This window comes from Pseudarthrobacter sp. R1 (assembly GCF_024494415.1).
Classification (GTDB): Bacteria; Actinomycetota; Actinomycetes; order Actinomycetales; family Micrococcaceae; genus Arthrobacter.
Window position 1 is genome coordinate 355,415 of sequence record NZ_JAMKFI010000006.1, and the last position, 15,885, is coordinate 371,299.

General features: G+C 66.0%; 14 protein-coding genes and 1 pseudogene. 5 read left to right on the plus strand and 10 right to left on the minus strand.

The window, feature by feature from the left end:
- Positions 1-2: 2 nt before the first annotated feature.
- Complete coding sequence (locus M8J71_RS07725) at positions 3-620, minus strand: uracil-DNA glycosylase (protein WP_256247358.1); 618 nt, start codon at positions 618-620, stop codon at positions 3-5.
- Positions 621-838: 218 nt separating this feature from the next.
- Between M8J71_RS07725 and M8J71_RS07730 the strand changes: the two genes are divergently transcribed.
- A complete protein-coding gene (locus M8J71_RS07730) occupies positions 839-1,345 on the plus strand; it encodes a hypothetical protein (protein WP_256247359.1) in 507 nt (168 codons plus the stop codon).
- A 33-nt stretch (positions 1,346-1,378) separates the two neighbouring features.
- Here the strand turns inward: M8J71_RS07730 and M8J71_RS07735 are convergent, their stop codons facing one another.
- From M8J71_RS07735 to M8J71_RS07755, 5 genes are all read right to left on the minus strand, one after another.
- Complete coding sequence (locus tag M8J71_RS07735) at positions 1,379-1,759, minus strand: RNA-binding S4 domain-containing protein (RefSeq protein ID WP_256247360.1); 381 nt, start codon at positions 1,757-1,759, stop codon at positions 1,379-1,381.
- A gap of 98 nt (positions 1,760-1,857) precedes the next feature.
- Positions 1,858-2,985 (minus strand): sulfite oxidase, encoded by a 1,128-nt coding sequence (locus tag M8J71_RS07740; protein WP_256247361.1) that lies wholly within the window; start codon positions 2,983-2,985, stop codon positions 1,858-1,860.
- Positions 2,986-3,119: 134 nt separating this feature from the next.
- Entirely contained in the window at positions 3,120-3,980 is an 861-nt protein-coding gene (locus M8J71_RS07745; protein WP_256247362.1) for an SDR family oxidoreductase, read from the minus strand.
- A 3-nt stretch (positions 3,981-3,983) separates the two neighbouring features.
- Positions 3,984-4,988 carry an aldo/keto reductase family protein gene (locus M8J71_RS07750; protein WP_256247363.1) on the minus strand — a complete coding sequence of 335 codons (1,005 nt, stop codon included), beginning with the start codon at positions 4,986-4,988 and terminating at the stop codon, positions 3,984-3,986.
- A 27-nt stretch (positions 4,989-5,015) separates the two neighbouring features.
- Entirely contained in the window at positions 5,016-5,804 is a 789-nt protein-coding gene (locus M8J71_RS07755) for a hypothetical protein (RefSeq protein WP_256247364.1), read from the minus strand.
- 228 nt (positions 5,805-6,032) lie between these two features.
- Here M8J71_RS07755 and M8J71_RS07760 point away from each other — a divergent pair, with 228 nt between their 5' ends.
- Positions 6,033-6,431, plus strand: a complete 399-nt coding sequence (locus tag M8J71_RS07760; RefSeq protein WP_256247365.1) for a YchJ family protein — start codon at positions 6,033-6,035, stop codon at positions 6,429-6,431.
- On the opposite strand, the gene M8J71_RS07765 is transcribed toward M8J71_RS07760, so the two are convergent.
- The 3 genes from M8J71_RS07765 to M8J71_RS07775 form a co-directional block, all read right to left on the minus strand.
- Positions 6,432-7,268, minus strand: coding sequence for a hypothetical protein (locus tag M8J71_RS07765; RefSeq protein ID WP_256247366.1), 837 nt, complete (start codon positions 7,266-7,268; stop codon positions 6,432-6,434).
- Between the two features lie 64 nt (positions 7,269-7,332).
- Positions 7,333-9,372, minus strand: coding sequence for an acyl-CoA dehydrogenase family protein (locus M8J71_RS07770; protein ID WP_256247367.1), 2,040 nt, complete (start codon positions 9,370-9,372; stop codon positions 7,333-7,335).
- A gap of 58 nt (positions 9,373-9,430) precedes the next feature.
- Positions 9,431-9,733 carry a hypothetical protein gene (locus M8J71_RS07775; protein WP_163166401.1) on the minus strand — a complete coding sequence of 101 codons (303 nt, stop codon included), beginning with the start codon at positions 9,731-9,733 and terminating at the stop codon, positions 9,431-9,433.
- 230 nt (positions 9,734-9,963) lie between these two features.
- Between M8J71_RS07775 and M8J71_RS07780 the strand changes: the two genes are divergently transcribed.
- Genes M8J71_RS07780 through M8J71_RS07790 form a run of 3 tightly spaced genes read left to right on the plus strand, consistent with a single transcriptional unit; the run spans position 9,964 to position 15,762 of the window.
- The gene (locus M8J71_RS07780; RefSeq protein WP_256247368.1) at positions 9,964-11,421 is read left to right on the plus strand and encodes a DUF3375 family protein; all 1,458 of its coding nucleotides are present in this window, start codon (positions 9,964-9,966) and stop codon (positions 11,419-11,421) included.
- Complete coding sequence (locus tag M8J71_RS07785; RefSeq protein WP_256247369.1) at positions 11,414-12,286, plus strand: DUF4194 domain-containing protein; 873 nt, start codon at positions 11,414-11,416, stop codon at positions 12,284-12,286. The genes M8J71_RS07780 and M8J71_RS07785 overlap by 8 nt, the downstream gene beginning before the upstream one ends.
- A complete protein-coding gene (locus M8J71_RS07790) occupies positions 12,283-15,762 on the plus strand; it encodes an ATP-binding protein (RefSeq protein WP_256247370.1) in 3,480 nt (1,159 codons plus the stop codon). Before M8J71_RS07785 ends, M8J71_RS07790 begins: the two co-directional genes overlap by 4 nt.
- Before the next feature lie 9 nt (positions 15,763-15,771).
- On the opposite strand, the pseudogene M8J71_RS07795 reads toward M8J71_RS07790, so the two are convergent.
- Positions 15,772-15,885: pseudogene (locus M8J71_RS07795) on the minus strand (IS5-like element ISMt1 family transposase); the annotation flags it as partial.

Sequence of the window (15,885 nt, forward strand, 5' to 3'; positions counted from 1 at the left end):
GGTCAGAGGTGCTGGATGCCTGCCCGCTGCATCGCGTCCTTATAGATGTCTACGCTCTTGGCCAGAAGCTCTTCCTGCTTCGCCTCGGAGACTGCGAACGCCCGGCCGCCCAGAGCTGAGGCCTTATAGACCTTGATGCCGCTGTTCTTGAGCGATGAATGGTAGGTCTTCTCGAACAGCGTGAGGAAAGTGGAAGCGTCAGTGCCGTGGGCAATGATCGCGGAAACGCGTGAGTTGATCTTCAGGAACTGGCGGAACGGGCGCAGGCCGTCGGTCTTTTCCTGCACGCTCAGCGCCGACGGCATACCCGGATCGCGTACCCACGGATAGGCGTTCCACGGCATCACGTAGCGGGGTTCGAGCTCAGCCAGTTCATAGATCTGGGTGGCCCGGCGGGCCGCTTCGTCGTCGTTGTAGTGCGAGACGAAGCCGGATTCGGTGCCCTTTCCAGGGCTGACCTGCAGGCTGACGATCCGGCATTCATCCTCGTCGTGCACCGGGTCGATGTAGGGGACGGTGGAGCCCGGCTTCTTTTCCATCAGTTCGTCGCAAAGCTGGGTTACCTTCGCAATGTTCGGTTCCTGTAGCAGGGCTTTCTTTTCGTCCCAATCAATCGTCACGATTTCTCCCTCAGCAGCAAGGCGTCCAGAATCAGGCGTCTTAGGCCACTCTACGCTTCCGCGCATGGAGGAGGGCAGGGGAAATTGCGGCGCACCACGCCGTTACGCCGCCGTTCCTACTCTGTGGGCACGTTTGAGGGCCTTGGTGCGGAGCAGTAATTGACGTCGACGGCGGGACCGCCGCTTCCCAGCCCGAAGGCGTGCTGTTCAATATAGGGATGCAGTTCACCAGGAAGGGCCTGAAAGATGACGGCTTTGCGGGCTTCAGGTCGTTTCAGGACCTGGACGTTATGCGGGTCCCGCAGGGTACGGGCCTCTTCGCCGTTATGGCACCGGAAGGGTTCCAGCCGGAATTCCTGAAGAAAAACACCGCCGGCGTCTTCAAGAAGAAGGACCCCTCACTGCCGGAACCGGCGCTCGCAGCCGAATGGGTGGATGCCGCCGCGGTGCTCTATCTGGGGAAAGCCGGTCCTGGCAGCAAAGGCAACCGAGGGCTCCGGCGGCAGATCCAGGAGTTCCTGGACTTCGGGCAGGGCAAGCCGCCGGGGCATTGGGACGGCCGCCTGCTCTGGCAACTCAAGGACGCCGGGCAGTTGCTGCTCGCCTGGAAGGAACTGCCCGCCGAAGGCTTGAACAAGGCCGAAGCCGAATATCACACGGCCTTCATCGAGGAGTACGGGCACCTGCCGTTCGCGAACCTGGTGCGCGCACGGGTCAAAGGCTAGGCAAGGCCGCCATCAGAGTCCGGGCAGGCGGCATCATGCCCCGCGGAGGCGTTCCATCTCGCGCCGGTCTTTCTTGGTGGGCCGGCCCGCGCCACGGTCACGCTGCGGCAGGCCCAGCGCCGGGGCAACGGGCCGCGGCGGTGTGTGGTCGGTAAAGCAGTGGGATGCGGCTTCGGCGCCGACGCGCTTGTTGATCAGCCGGCGCACTTCGAGGGTCCGTTCGTAACCGGACATCCGGATCGTCACGGTGTCGCCGTTGACCAGTGTTGCCGAGGCCTTTGCCGGGCTGCCGTTCAGCCGCACATGGCCGGCGCGGCATGCGGCCGTAGCCGCGGAGCGGGTCTTGTAGGCCCGGATGGCCCACAACCACGCATCGATGCGGACGCTGGCGGGGGAGGAAGGAAGACTGGTCATGGCTGGCACCGAGTATAGCCCCGGCGCCCCGGCACAGGAGACAAGTATCGCGACCGGAAACCAAGCCTGCCTGCGCAGCCCGGCGTATATAGCGGCCGCTACTCAACCCTTACGCTAATGCGCTGCACCATGTTGTTGCCCAATCCCTGGTAGTTCCAGTTCTGCTCCAGGGGCTGGGTGGCGCCGCTGGCATCCGTGGCACGGCAGGCCAGCACATGCTCGCCCGGGTCAGCTACCCACGGCAGCGTCCACTTGCGCCACGCGAATCCTCCCGCGGGTTCTTCCAGGTGCGCCGGCAGCCATGTGTCATCGATGCCCACTTCCACAGCAGTCACCGCCGCCTGCCCGGACCAGGCACGGCCTTGCAGCATCACGGGTCCCCGGGGCAGCACCCGCTTGCGGGTGAAGAATTCCGGGATGCCCGGCGGCACCATCAGCGAACGTACCCTGATCCGCGAAACCGGCGTCCCGGCGTCGTCCGCTGAATCCTGGTAGCGGTACGCGACCTGCTGCTGGTAGCCCGCGAAGGGGGCAGTGACCACCTCGATGGATTCCAGCCACTTCACGCTGGCCATGCCATACCAGCCGGGGACCACAAGCCGCAGGGGATAACCGTGCTGGGGCGGCAGTTCGTTGCCGTTCATTTTGTAGGCGAGTACGACGTCGGCGCGCAGCGCTTCCCGGATCGGCAGGCTCCGCGCGTAGTGGTGGGGGACGCCGCCCTGTATGCCGGCGTCCGCACCGGTGAAGACCACTTCCACGGCGTTCTGCAGAACCCCCGCCTTGCCGAGGAGGTACGCGAGGGGAACGCCGGTCCAGTGTGCGGTGCCCACTCCTTCAAGGACCCAGGGCTGGCTCATTGGCCGGGGTGAAAGGAGCGACCGGCCGTTGCCTGCGCACTCCAGCGTGACGGGAACGGTGATGGCGGGATCCTTCCGCAGGGCCGCCATGCTCAGCTCCAGCGCCCGCTCCACCGCGCCGCTGATCCGGAGGTGCCAGGCGGCAGGATCGATGTCGGGGATGTCGAAGTGCGTAAGGATGTAGTGGAGTCCCGGCGGAGTGACGTCGCGGCGTAGCGCTTCCAGGGGCATGGAGTGGTTCCGGGCGCCCAGCTGAAGTTCCTCCGGAGTGAGCGGGCCGGTAGTGGGCCCGGCCGGCACCGCGGCCGGTGCGCCGGAACCCTCAGCTGGAGGCGTGGACTGCAGGTTGTCGTGGATCTGCTTCATGGCGCTGCGATTCTGCTCGGCGGGGATTGTGCAGGGCTGGATGATGCCTTGCCACAGGTTTACGCCCGCCCCGCCGGCACGTCAACGGTTTCCAGCGGCAGCACGTCAACGGCCCGCACCGGCAGTGGGGAGAACTACAGCTGCGGACGGGTCAGGAACTCCGCCAGGCTGAGGGGATCCTCGCCGGTCAGCCCGTGCACATCAAAAGACAGCCCCGCCAACTCGCCGGCCGCGATAGCCGTGTAGGTGCTCACCCAGGCATCCAGTTGCCATTGCGGTGCGCCGTAGGATGCTCGCGATGAGTAGGCCTCCTCCACCGTTTCCGGATGGTAGCCAACGGTCCGGCCCGTTCCTGCCGTCAGCACCTCGGCAGCCCGCGACAGGGAGAGCTCCTCCGGGCCGGTCAGGTTATAGGTCCTTCCCTTGTGGATGGCGGGGTCGCGCAGCACGGCAAGAGCACACCGGGCAATGTCCTCCCGTGCCACACCGGAAAACGTGCCTTCGCCGGCGGGTCCGCGAATGACGCCGTCCCCGCCAGTCATCAGAGGGAGGAAGTCCAGGTAGAGGTTGTTCCGCAGGAACGTGAACTCGATCCCGGAAGCCTTGATGTGTTCTTCCGTGGCGTAGTGGTCGCGGGCCAGGGTGAAGGTCGAGTCCGGTGCGCAGCGGTAGATGGAGGTGTAGACGACGTGCTCCACCCCGGCGCCGGCAGCAGCATCAACGAACGTGAAATGTTCGTCTAGCCTGTCCTCGGCCTCCGCGGCGGACACCATAAACAGCACCTTGGCGCCGTCAAGGGCCTGGCGTGCTGCTTCTGAATCCGAGTACGTGCACACCACTGCCGCGGCGTGCTCCAGCTCGGGCGCGCGTGCCGGGTCCCGCACCAGCAGGCGCTGGGCGGAACCAGCCGCGGCGAGCTGCCGCGCCACCATTCCGCCCAGGCCGCCGGTGGAGCCGGTGACAGCGAGGTCCGGCAGTTCCGGATTGGGGTCCACCGGCTAGTGTTCCCGCTTGGAGGGGGACTTCGTCTGTGCGGGATCACGTTCGGCAAGGGAGCCGATGGCGTCGTCGATCTTCTTCAGGACGTCCGGCTCCAGCCGCACCCCTGCCGCCTCCACGCTGTCCGCGATCTGCTCCGGCCGGGACGCACCGATGATGGCCGAAGCGACGTTCGGGTTCTGCAGCACCCAGGCGACGGCAAGCTGGGGCATGGAGAGTCCGGCTTCCTCCGCGATGGGCTTGAGCTCCTGGACCCCGGCCAGGACGTCGTCACGCATCCAGCGTTCGATCATCTTGGCACCGCCCTTCTGGTCCGTGGCCCGGCTGCCGTCAGGGGCGGGCTGGCCGGGCAGGTACTTGCCGCTGAGGACGCCCTGCGCCATGGGGGACCAGACGATCTGGGACACGCCCAACTCCTCGGACGCCGGCACAACCTCGGCCTCGATGACGCGCCACAGCATGGAATACTGCGGCTGGTTGGAGATGAGCTGGAAACCAAGCTCCTTTGACAGGGCGTGGCCTTCCCGGAGCTGCTCCGCCGTCCACTCGCTGACGCCGATGTATAGTGCCTTGCCCTGCCGGACGATGTCCGCGAACGCCTGCATGGTCTCCTCCAGCGGCGTTTCAAAGTCGTAGCGGTGCGCCTGGTAGAGGTCCACATAGTCTGTCTGCAGCCTGCGCAGTGAGCCGTTGATGGATTCCATGATGTGCTTGCGGGACAGGCCGAGATCGTTCTTGCCCTTGGGCCCTGTGGCGCCAAAGACCTTCGTGAAGATTTCCAGGGACTCGCGGCGCTCGCCCTTCAGGGTTTCGCCAAGGACGGATTCCGCAGCCGTGTTGGCGTAGACATCCGCCGTGTCGAAGGTGCTGATGCCTGCATCGAGGGCTGCCCTCACACATTGGGAAGCGACGTCGTTCTCCACCTGGGAGCCGTGCGTGAGCCAGTTGCCGAAGGTAATTTCCGAGACTTTGAAGCCGCTGTTTCCGAGGTATCTGAATTCCATGGGTTTCACGCTAACCCAGATGGTTGCTCAGGGTAAGGGCTGTCTGCCCTTATGTGGGTTACCCGTGGACGCCTGGCGGTCGACGCCGGTTCCCTTAGCGGTTGAATTTTTCGAAGAGGTGCCTTTGACCGCCTGCGCCGGACCGGACAATGACACTAGGGACCCCGTGTCCAGCGGCGACAGCGGCCGCGAAGCCTGCGTTTTCTTGAACGACCGCGGCACCCTGCCCGGGCCGTGGGTGTCCAGGGCAGACTCCACGAGCGGAGCCACCTCCACCACCTTGTCGGCCGGCACCCGGGGATCGGGCAGGTCCCGGACAGACAGCTTGATTTCCGGTGCAGCCGCCCGGGCCCGCGCCATCGCCCTGGCATCCGCCTCAGCAACGGCGGAGGCCCAGTCCTCCGAGAGCACGGGGGGTTCGCGGCGCGCGGCCGTCAGCGCGGGGTGGCGTACGACGGCGGTGCGCAGCGCCGAACGCACGTGTGCCGGCTTCAGCGCGGAGCGCCAGTCCCGGCGCTGGCGCTTGGCTTTCGGGGCTTTGGCGGGCACGCCCCCGCCGGCGGGACCCGCAGCGGAAACTGAAGCGCCGCCGTCGGGCCCTGTCCTGAAAGGGCCACCAAGGCGGACCAGCGGGACGCTTTCATTGCGGGAGCGCCTGCCGAACAAGGCCATTAGTGTGACGGCTGCAAGCCGGCCGATCCCCGCCAGCACCAGCGTGATGACCCCCAGCAGGAAGAGGACCAGGAACATCAGGAAAGCCATTCCCACAGTCCCCAAAAAGGTCAGGTTGAGGATGAGCGTATCCGGATTTTCCACGTCATCTCTCCTCTCTGCCGGCCGTGAAGCTTGCACCTGCGCCCCTCCGCCAGCAACAGCTCCTTCTCCACCATACGGATTTTTGCTTGGCCATGCCGACGCCCGGAGCGGTGCGTCCCGGGTTGTTTCAAAGCTGTTATGCCCACGGGGCAGGCCGCCGGGGCGCTTATAGTCGGACGTGGAACCACGGCATGCACTGCGCGGCCGGAAGCAGGAAACAGGAGCACCATGGCGGAGGACACACCCAACACGAACTGCATGTGCCTGTCCGGCGAGCCGTATGCGATGTGCTGCAGACGGTTCCACTCCGGCACCCCAGAAGCGGCAACGGCAGAACAGCTCATGCGCTCCCGTTACAGCGCGTTTGTCCTCTTGGACGGGCCCTACCTGCTGCGTACCTGGCACCCGGACAAGGCCCCGGCCAATCTGGACCTTGATCCGGACCTGCAGTGGCGGCGCCTGGACATTGTCTCCATCAGCCGCGGGGGCCCGCTGGACGTCCAGGGGACCGTGGAGTTCAAAGCCTGGTTCCGGCACGGCAGCGAGCGCGGTACACACCACGAGGTCAGCAGGTTCGTGCGGGAAAACGGCCGCTGGTTTTACCTGGACGGGGAAGTTCTGGCCTGACTACTCGTCGCCGTAGTCCTCGTCCGGAGTGAAGCCTGCCCGGTCCACCTTCCGGTGGAAACGCATGCCTGCCAGCCCGCCCAACACGGCACCTGCCAGTGCCACCAGCGCCACCACAACGGCTGCGATGATGCTCGTGGTGGTCAGCTGCCCTTCATTAATTGGAATGCGCGGGAAGCTGTTGAGGTTGGCCAGCACGTTGAACTGCTGCCCGAACACAAGGCCCAGGATGGATACGAGGACAGCCACGATCAGCGCCCAGATCCACACCATGAAGCCTTGCTTGGCACCATTGAAACGTGCCATGCGTCCGGCGACGTAACCGCCGCAGTAATAGGAGAGGAGCAGGATGACCAGCAGCACGATAATCCCCACCAGGCCAACGGTGCCCTGGTTCTGGGCCGCCTGGTTCACTGCCTCGTTGACGTCGGTGTTGGTTGCAAGGCCCACGGCCGTCCCGGCTGCTGCCACGAGGGCCGCCAGCGGTACGGCCATGCCGGTGGCGGTCAGCCAGCCGAAGAACGCCGAGCCCACCTTGATGCCGCCAAACCGTTCCTTCTCCCTGGCGACGGCGGTCTGCCGGTCGGTCAGGTTCGGATCAACAGCAGGTGCCGAGGCCGCGGGAAGATAGTCGCGCTCCGCGGAGGCGCCGGCTGAGCCGGTGTGGCCAGCCGGCACCCGGTTGTAGGTGGAGGTCGGCGTGGTATCCGCTGCGGGCTGCTGGTCGTAGCTGCGGGTGACATCATCAGCCGCGGCGGCACGGTAGCTTCCGCTCCGGTCAGCGTCCTCCCGGGCTCGCCGTGGGGGCAGGTTCTCTGGGTCCGTTGAGCTGCTCATGGGTCAACTCAATCACCGGGCCGCGGAGATAGCAAGGATGCTTACTATTTTGTGACCGGTGGCGTCAGCGGTAGTTACGGTGCAGGTTTTCCCTTTGCGAGGCCCCGGGGGAGGCATCCGCGATCCACGGGCCGGTGCCTTCCGACTGGTCCAGTACGCCTGCCTCCAACCACCTGTGGTCACCGGCGAGGACCCTTCGGGTCAGGCGGTGGTCGGCGTCGTCCGTGTTCCGCCACAGCTGGTCGAAGTACTCGTCGACGCGCACGCGGGCCTGCTCGCAATACGCCTCCGCGAGCTCGTAGGCGCTCGCGGCCTTTTCCGGCGCAGTGTGGAGCAGCATCTCCGCCCGTGAACAGCACGCCGTCATGGCGAACAGTTCCGCTCCGATGTCCACCACCCGGCCCAGGAATGCCTGCTTGCGTTCCAGCTTTGCCTGCCACCGGCCCATGCCATAGAACGTCTGCCGGGCAAGACGCCGCGACGAACGCTCCACGAACCGCAGGTGCTTGGCCAAGCGGCCAAACTCTCCGTACGAGCGCGGGTCCATGCCCGCGCCCGCCACCAGCTTGGGCAGCCAGCGGGCGTAAAAGCCGGAAGCGCCGACGGCGGCCTTCGCCTTGTCGGACAGGCTCGCGTCCATGGATGCAAGGTCACCCGCGGCAGCAAGGTGCGCATCCACGGCTTCCCGGGCGATCAGCAGGCGCATAATCTCCGAGGAACCCTCAAAAATCCTGTTGATCCGCAGGTCCCTCAGCTGCTGTTCGGCCGGTACCGCACGTTCACCGCGCGCCGCCAGCGATTCCGCCGTCTCAAACCCGCGGCCGCCGCGGATCTGTACCAGTTCGTCGGCTATCCGGCAGCTGATCTCCGTCGACCAGAGCTTCGCAAGGGCGGCCTCGATCCGAACATCCTTCTGGCCGGCGTCGGCAAGTTCGGCGGAGAGTTCGAAGACGGCGTCCAGGGCGAAGGCGGAGGCGGCGATGAAAGCGATCTTCTTGCCCACGGCCTCGTGCTCGCCCACCGGCCTGCCCCATTGCGTCCGGGCGTTGGACCATTCGCGGGCGATCTTGAGGCTCCAGCGGCCTGCTCCGACGCAAAGGCCCGGGATGGAAAGCCGGCCGGTATTCAACGTAGTGAGCGCGATTTTCAGGCCCTGGCCCTCTTTACCCAACCTGTTGGCCGCCGGGACGCGCACCTGATGGAACCGGGTCACCCCGTTCTCGATGCCCCGCAGGCCCATAAACGAGTTCCGGTTTTCCACGGTAATGCCCGGTGAGTCCATCTCCACCACAAAGGCGCTGATGCCGCCCTTGTGCCTGGTGCCGTCCGCATCAGTGCGTGCCGGCACCACGGCCATCACCACTACCAGTTCGGCGATCACCCCGTTTGTGGTCCACAGCTTGACGCCGTCCAGAAGGTAGGCCTCGCCGTCGTCCGTGGGTGTTGCCGTGCTGCCCATTCGGGCGGGATCGCTGCCCACGTCAGGTTCCGTCAGGAGGAACGCTGTGACGGCGCCCGTGGCGCAGCGCGGGAGGTATTTCCGCTTCTGCTCGGCAGTGCCAAAAACCTTCACGGGCTCCGGCACGCCGATGGACTGATGCGCCGAAAGCAGGGCGCCGAGGCTGGGGTGCACGCTGCCCAGCAGGGCCAATGCCCGGCCGTAGTACACCAGCGACAGGCCCAGGCCGCCGTATTCCTCCGGAATCTTCATCCCGAAGACGCCAAGGTCCGCCAGGCCCTGAAGGTATTCGTCAGGGATCTTCGCCTCGCGCTCGATAATCCGGCCGTCCATGGTCCGCGCGTATTCGGAGAGGCGGGCCATAAACGCTTCACCCCGTTCTACGTCCGCCGGGTCAGGAGTGGGCCAGGGATGGACGAGGCTGAGGTCGAAACTGCCCAGGTAGAGTCCCTTGGCGAAGCTCGGGCGGTCCCAGCCGGTTTCGCGAGCGGCCTCGGCGACGGCACGGGCCTCGTCCGCGGTGACGCTCCCGCCGATCTTGCCCGCGGGCACAGGGGTCTCCTCCGCCGGGGCGTCTGTTGCCGCGCTGTTGGTGGTGGAGTTGGCAGGGGTGGTCTTCGAGGGGCTGTCAGTGGCGGAGCTCATGGGTTATCTCCTTGGCCGGATAGCTTTCGTAGCCAGGTCCGCCGGGTTGGAGAACCCTTCAGCTGTCTCTCAAGATTACCCGCGGGTAGGTTCCTGTGCTAGGGGAGGACTGCCCCGGAAAGTCTCCGGCGGCGTCGAATGCTGCTGCGTGGTGCACCAGCCGGTCCCAGCCCGCGTTGATGCCGTGCACCACGGCCAGGAGCGACTTCGAAACCACTGTCCACCCGAGCTTTCCCGTGCCCAGCAGCACCAGCGCCACCAGTCCGGCCGTGAGGACGAAGGCGGCCAGGATAAAGGCGAACACCAGCGTGCCCGCGAATACCAAGGTGGCGGTTTCCACTGCGCTTAAATCGAACTGCATGAGTCCCCCTGCTGAAACGTTGCTTTGGTCGAAATCAGTAGCATGAGCGTAGGGGTAGACGGCCTGCCCAGCCAGGGCCGCAGCGGGCTTAAAGAGCTCTTGATATTGGATCGAGATACTACGGCGAAGTAGGTCACGGAGCGGTCGCGGCCGCCTGCGTTAACCTTGTTGTTGGCAGTTTTCCGTTTGGAGCCCCTGCCCCGCCACCTAAAACAGCCCAAGGAGAGTGTGTGCCCCGCTCCGCCAGGTCATCCGCTGACGCCATCAGCGCCCGGCTACGGGACCTCGAACTCCTCACCAAGGGACCAGCCTGGGCCCTGACGCGCTCGGCGCCCTGGGTGATCGCGGTGCTGCAGGCTTCTTTTACCCGCACCCGGCCGCAACTGCCGCTCGAGGAGTTCCATGCCGACGTCGACTCCTTCCTTGAGGAGCTCCGCCGGCAGGAACCCGGCCTGGGCGGCGGCGCCAACGGGAAGGCCTTTGGCGACGAGTGGACGCGCCGGCAGTTCCTGACGCGGCGGAACCAGTCAGGCCAGATCGTCTACGAGGTCACCGAACCGGCCGCGCGTGTGCTGGCGTTCCTCGACAGCCTCTCCAGCGAGCGGTCCACCCTTAACGGTTCGCGCCTCGGCACGCTGCTGGGAGACGTCGAGAAGCTCGCCAACGAGACCAATCCGGACCAGAGTGCCCGCCTCGAGTCCTTGGAAGAGGAGATCGAAGAGCGCCAGCAGCTCATCCGGGACATCAGCTCCGGCGAGTTCGACGGCCTGCTGGATGACGACGAGGCAGTTGAAGCTGCCGGAAACATCCTGGACCTCGCCGCGAGCCTGCCCGCCGATTACAAAAAGATGCGTGACCGGATCGAGGAACTGGTGGGCGGCCTGCGCAACCAGATCATCGAGGAGTCACTGACCAAGGGCGCCACGATGGCGCAGGTGCTGGAGGCCGACAAACGCCTCCGCCAGAGCCCGGAGGGCAGGACGTTCCGTTCTTTCACGGCGTTTTTGGAGGACCCGCAGCAGCAGCTCAGGTTCCGGTCCGCGATCGGCGAGGTCCTGAGCCGGCAGTTTGCGGACGACCTCTCGCCCGAGGACCGGGAAACCTTGAAAAACCTGGTGGCCGAACTCCGCCAGCAGCACAGCCAGATCCAGCGGATTTACGGCAAGCTCAGCGAAAGCCTCAATACCTACGTCCAAAGCGATGACTTCCGCCAGTCCGTCCGGCTCCGGCAAGTGCTCCGCGAAGCTGAGCAGGCGATCCGTTCCCTTCCGTACGAACGGGAACGGCCGGGGCTGGTCCCCGGGCCCGTCCTCTTTAATGCGGGGTTCGAGTCGCTGTCCATGGTGAAGCTCTTCGACCCGGACGAGTTCGCCGCACCGCCAAAACTTGCCGACCCCATTGCCTTCAGCGACTCGGACCGCGTGCGCTCGCCGCGGACCGCCAAGGCCAAGTCGGAGGTCATCCGCTCCGCCATGGCCGGTGCTTCCACCCTTTCCGAGGCGTGGCAGCAGCTGCCGCCGGAAGAGCAGCACATCAACACCATCCGGGCGCTCCTCTCGCACGCACTGCACGCCGGGGCAGGCTTCGACCGGGACGCCGTGGATGCCCTGGACTTCGAACAGATTGACGGCACCACGCGCAGGGCCTACCTGCCGCTGGTCACGCTCGCAAAGGATTCAGATGACTGAGGTTTCAAACGCTACGAGCCCAGAGCCCGATGCCGCCCAGGGAGTGGCATCGGGCCTGTCGGAGCCGCGCGCTGAGCTGCTCGAAGATCAGCCGCGCGGCGAAGGGGCGGGGGCGGCATCGGGCGCTGGGTACCCCGGACCGGTCTCCCCGCGCGATACCTTCGTCGACGGTGCCGCCCTCTTCCCCGGCGATACCGGCGTGCTGTCCATGAAGGTGCGGCAGGCGCTGGTGAAGCTCCTCAAGGGCCCCTACGTTGACGGCGGCCGGGACGAGAAACTCTGGACGGTCCTGCTGGACAACCAGATCATCCTGCGGAGCCGCCTCTCCGAGCTGTTCCTCACGATGCAGCTGGACCATGACCGGAAAATCGCCGTCCTGCGCCCGGTCGATCCGGACGCCATCGGCGGCAGCACGCGCTCCAGCATCCTGCGGCAGCAGCGTGCGCTCAGCCGGGTGGAAACCATCGTCCTGCTGAGGATGCGCCTGCTGCTGGACCGGCACGTCACCGCGCAGACAGACCCAACAATTACCCGCGAGGAAATCGCCGACCTGGTCACCCACTACCAGCCCGCAGGCCAGCAGGACGCGTTGCGTGACTCGGACGTGGTCACCAGGGCCATCACCAAGCTCCTGGCCCGCCAACTCCTCCTGCCCACGGGCCTTGACGACGTCTACACCATCTCCAACGCCCTGCCCCTGGCCCTCCCCTTCGAAAACATCGGCGACATCCCAGCCCACATAGAAGCCCTGGCAGCAGCCACCACCGACCCCACCGGCACCGAAGCTCTCATAGAGCTGGACCGGGAACCGGCGGTTGGGCCGGTTGAAACCGAGGACGCCACCGACGCGGAGGATGCCGAGTGAGCATTGCAACCATGCTGCCTTTGGGCGAGCTTACCAACCCGGGGCAGATGCGCCTTGCCCTGGTGCGGGTGGTCAACTGGGGCACGTTCCACGGAGCCCACACGATGCACGTGGACCGGAACGGCACGCTGCTGACGGGCAACTCGGGGGTGGGCAAGTCGACGCTGTTTGACGCCATGCTCCGGGTTTTCGATGCGCGGCCCAGGTCCAACGAGGCCGCTGCCCAGCGCTCAGGCGGGCCCGTGGAGGACAAACGGACCACGTTCACGTACATGCGCGGCAAAGTGGGCGACAAGGCCGTGGGGGAGGGGTCCGCGAGTGCCTTCCAGCGGCCGGGCGCCACGTGGTCCGCCGTCGCGCTGACGTTCGACAATGCGGCCGGCACCCGGGTGACAGTGTCAGCACTGTTCGACCTGCCGAAGAACGGCACGGAGTCGAGCGTCGGACGGTTCTACCTCGTTGACCACCAGCCGCTGGACCTGGAGGCGCTCGAGGGCATCGCGGACAAGCGGTTCACCAAAGCTGCGCTGGAAACGATTTTTTCGGACGCCCAGGTGTTCGATGTGCACAAGGCGTTCGCAGAGCGCTTCCGCCGGCTGCTGGGCATCAACTCGGACCAGGCCCTTCCGCTCCTGCGCGTTATCCAGGCGGGCAAGGGCCTGGGCGGCAGCGTCAACACGTTCTTCCGGGACCAGGTCCTGGATGCCCCGGCTACCCTCACGGCGGCGGATGACGTCGTCGAGGAGTTCAGCAACCTGATGTCCATCCGGCAGCGGCTGGAGGACGTCCGGCAGCAGCGGGACCAGCTGGCCCCGGTGCCCGGACTGAACAGGGAGTACGCGCAGGCGCTGCTGGACGCGAACCGGTTGCGGGACCTTGCCGGGGAGGAGTTCGAGGCGTACAAGCAGCAGCTCGCCGTCACGGTCCACCAGAAGATGCTGGCCCGCTTCAAGGAGCTGGCGCAGGCGAAGGCCAAGGAGCTCGGCGCCGAGCGCGCAGTCCGCGACGGCCTGGCCAAGGAGCTGCGCCAGCTGGAGACGGAGTACAACAACCAGGGCGGCAACGCCATCTCCGCCATTGAGCAGTCACTGGAAAACGCCCGGGTGGGGTTGAAGCTTCGCCAGCAGGTGGAGGAAGCGGCACGCCAGGCGCTGGCCGACGCCGGCCTCCAGCTTGAGTGGACTGCCGGCGGCTGGGAGCAGGCGCACGAGCAGGCGGCGGCAAGGTCGGCGGAGCTCAAGGACGATTCCCAAGCCCTGCAGGACCTTCGCTTTGAAGCCTTCGACGCCCACGCAACGAAGAAGCGGGAACTGGCCGCGGCCGAGCAGGAGCTCGTCTCGCTGAAGACGCGCAAGTCGCTGCTGCCGCCGTCGAGCATTGAAAACCGGGCTGCGATCGCCGCCGCCACCGGTGTTCCCGAGGACCGGATGCCCTTCGCCGGTGAATTGATGGATCTCGCAGAGGGGGAGGAGAAGTGGCGCCCCGCCGCAGAACGCGCGCTCCGCAACCTTGCCACCACGCTGCTGGTGCCGGGCGAGCACTTCGCCGCGGTGACGCGCTACCTCAACGACCACAACGTGCGCGGCGCGCTGCGGGCAGTGGACGTTTCCAAGCCGCTTTCCGGGGGCGCGCTGGCGCTGGAGGACGTGCGCGACGGCGACCTGCTCACCAAGCTGGACATCCTCACCACGGGCGTGGCGAGCGAGGCGGGGGCCTGGATCCGGGAGCGAATCGCGCTGGACTTCGCCTACCCGTGCGTGGAGGACCCGGACGAGCTGGCGGTGCTGGACCGGGGCCTCAGCCTGGGCGGCGTGGTGAAGCGCAACCGGCACACTGTGGAAAAGGACGACAGGTTTATCAGCCGGCAGGATTACGTCCTCGGGTTCGATAACGCCGCCAAGCTGGAGCTGGTTGCCGGCCAGGTGGAGGACCTGCGGCAGGAGGTTGCCAAGGCGGCAGAACTGGCGCAGACCCGCGAGGAATCGCACCAGGGGATGAGCCGGCAGCTCGACGCCCTGCGCCGCATTGCTGAGGATCACCGCCCTTGGGAACAGGTGTCGGCGGCAGTTGCGGCCGACGAGCTTGCCAGGATCGAACAACGGTTGAAGGACGCCCTGGCAGCGCAGGCAGATCTCGAGCCGCTCCGCGCCACCATCGAGGAAGTGCGGCAAAAGCACCAGGCCAGCACCGAGGCCGCCGCTGTCCTGCAGAGCGAGTACAAGGCATTGGACCGGCAACTGACGGCTTCCGATTCCCTGCTGGAAGCTGCGCGGGACCGCCTGGCCCAGGCGCCGCCGTCGGACGCTACCGTCACCGCGCTGGAACCGTACTTTGCCGATTTCGGTGATGTGACGGAGATGCATGAGCTGGACAACCTCGCCAACCGGGTGCGGACCGCCCTGCTGGCTGAACTGCACACAGCGGAATCCCGGGGCCAGGCAACCGCCGAACGCCTTACCCGGATCTTCGAAGGCTTCGTCCGCGAGTGGGGCAGCGCCATCTCGGCCGACCATGGCACCACCATCGGTGCTGCCGGGGAGTTTGAAACCCGCTACCACGCGATTGTCAGCGACGGGCTGCCCGCCCAGGAAGCGGAATTCCGGCAGTTCTTCAACCAGCGCACCCACGAATCCTTCAGCACGCTGCTGCATCTGCTCGACGAGGAACGCCGCTCCATCACCAGCCGTATCCTCCCGCTGAACGGCATTCTTTCGCAGGTCAACTTCCACGAGGGCAGCTTCCTGGAGCTGGATATCAAGCAGACGCTCCCTCCCTCCGCCAAGCAGTTCAAGGACGCCATCCAGAACGCGCTCAAGGCCCGGCACACGCGGCCGGCGAAGCCTGAAAGCGGCAGGTCCGGTGACTCCAACGGGGAAAGGGACGACGACGCGGAACTCTCCGCCCGTTACAAGTCCCTGGAAACCCTGGTCAAGCGGCTGGGATCGCAGGCGCCGGAGGACCGGCGGTGGCGGGCGGAGGTGCTGGACGTGCGCGGGCACCTGTTTATTCAGTGCAAGGAGCACCGGGAAGTCGCCGGGACGGGGCCGGGCAAAAAGGGCGGGGCAAAGAAGACCGAGGTCTTTATGCACGCGGACACGGGATCCATGTCCGGGGGCGAGCGCCAGCGCTTCACGGCCTTCATCATGGCCGCCGCACTGAGCTACCAGCTGGGCATCGCAGAGCAGGGCTTCACCACGTACGGCACCGTGATGATGGACGAGGCCTTTGTGCTGGCATCCGAGGAGTTCGCCGGCGCCGGAATCAAGGCGCTGCACGAATTCGGGTTCCAGCTGCTGCTGGCCGCCCCTGAAAACGTCATCGACCTGTCCCGGCATCTTGGCTCGGTCACGGAGATCCTCCGCGACAAGCGCACGAACCGTTCGGGCGTGCTGACGGCTCCGGTCATCCGGCCGCGGCCGGGCGAAGAAGGAGCTTGGCGCTCGGAAGCGAACCCGGTGGACATCGTTTTGCGCTAGGACGTGTTGCTAAAGCCCTGATTTGATCCAGATCAGGGTCGACGCCAGGGTCACGCCTGCGAGGTAGCTGCGTGCTGTTTTGTCGCTTCTGGTTGCGATGCCACGCCATTGTTTGAGGCGGTT

Excerpts from the sequence above, each read along its gene's own strand:
- M8J71_RS07785 (WP_256247369.1), top strand. The coding sequence starts at position 11,414 with ATGACTGAGGTTTCAAACGCTACGAGCCCAGAGCCCGATGCCGCCCAG.
- M8J71_RS07760 (WP_256247365.1), top strand. The coding sequence starts at position 6,033 with ATGGCGGAGGACACACCCAACACGAACTGCATGTGCCTGTCCGGCGAG.
- M8J71_RS07740 (WP_256247361.1), bottom strand. The coding sequence starts at position 2,985 with ATGAAGCAGATCCACGACAACCTGCAGTCCACGCCTCCAGCTGAGGGT.
- M8J71_RS07775 (WP_163166401.1), bottom strand. The coding sequence starts at position 9,733 with ATGCAGTTCGATTTAAGCGCAGTGGAAACCGCCACCTTGGTATTCGCG.
- M8J71_RS07730 (WP_256247359.1), top strand. The coding sequence starts at position 839 with ATGCAGTTCACCAGGAAGGGCCTGAAAGATGACGGCTTTGCGGGCTTC.
- M8J71_RS07770 (WP_256247367.1), bottom strand. The coding sequence starts at position 9,372 with ATGAGCTCCGCCACTGACAGCCCCTCGAAGACCACCCCTGCCAACTCC.
- M8J71_RS07765 (WP_256247366.1), bottom strand. The coding sequence starts at position 7,268 with ATGAGCAGCTCAACGGACCCAGAGAACCTGCCCCCACGGCGAGCCCGG.
- M8J71_RS07735 (WP_256247360.1), bottom strand. The coding sequence starts at position 1,759 with ATGACCAGTCTTCCTTCCTCCCCCGCCAGCGTCCGCATCGATGCGTGG.
- M8J71_RS07750 (WP_256247363.1), bottom strand. The coding sequence starts at position 4,988 with ATGGAATTCAGATACCTCGGAAACAGCGGCTTCAAAGTCTCGGAAATT.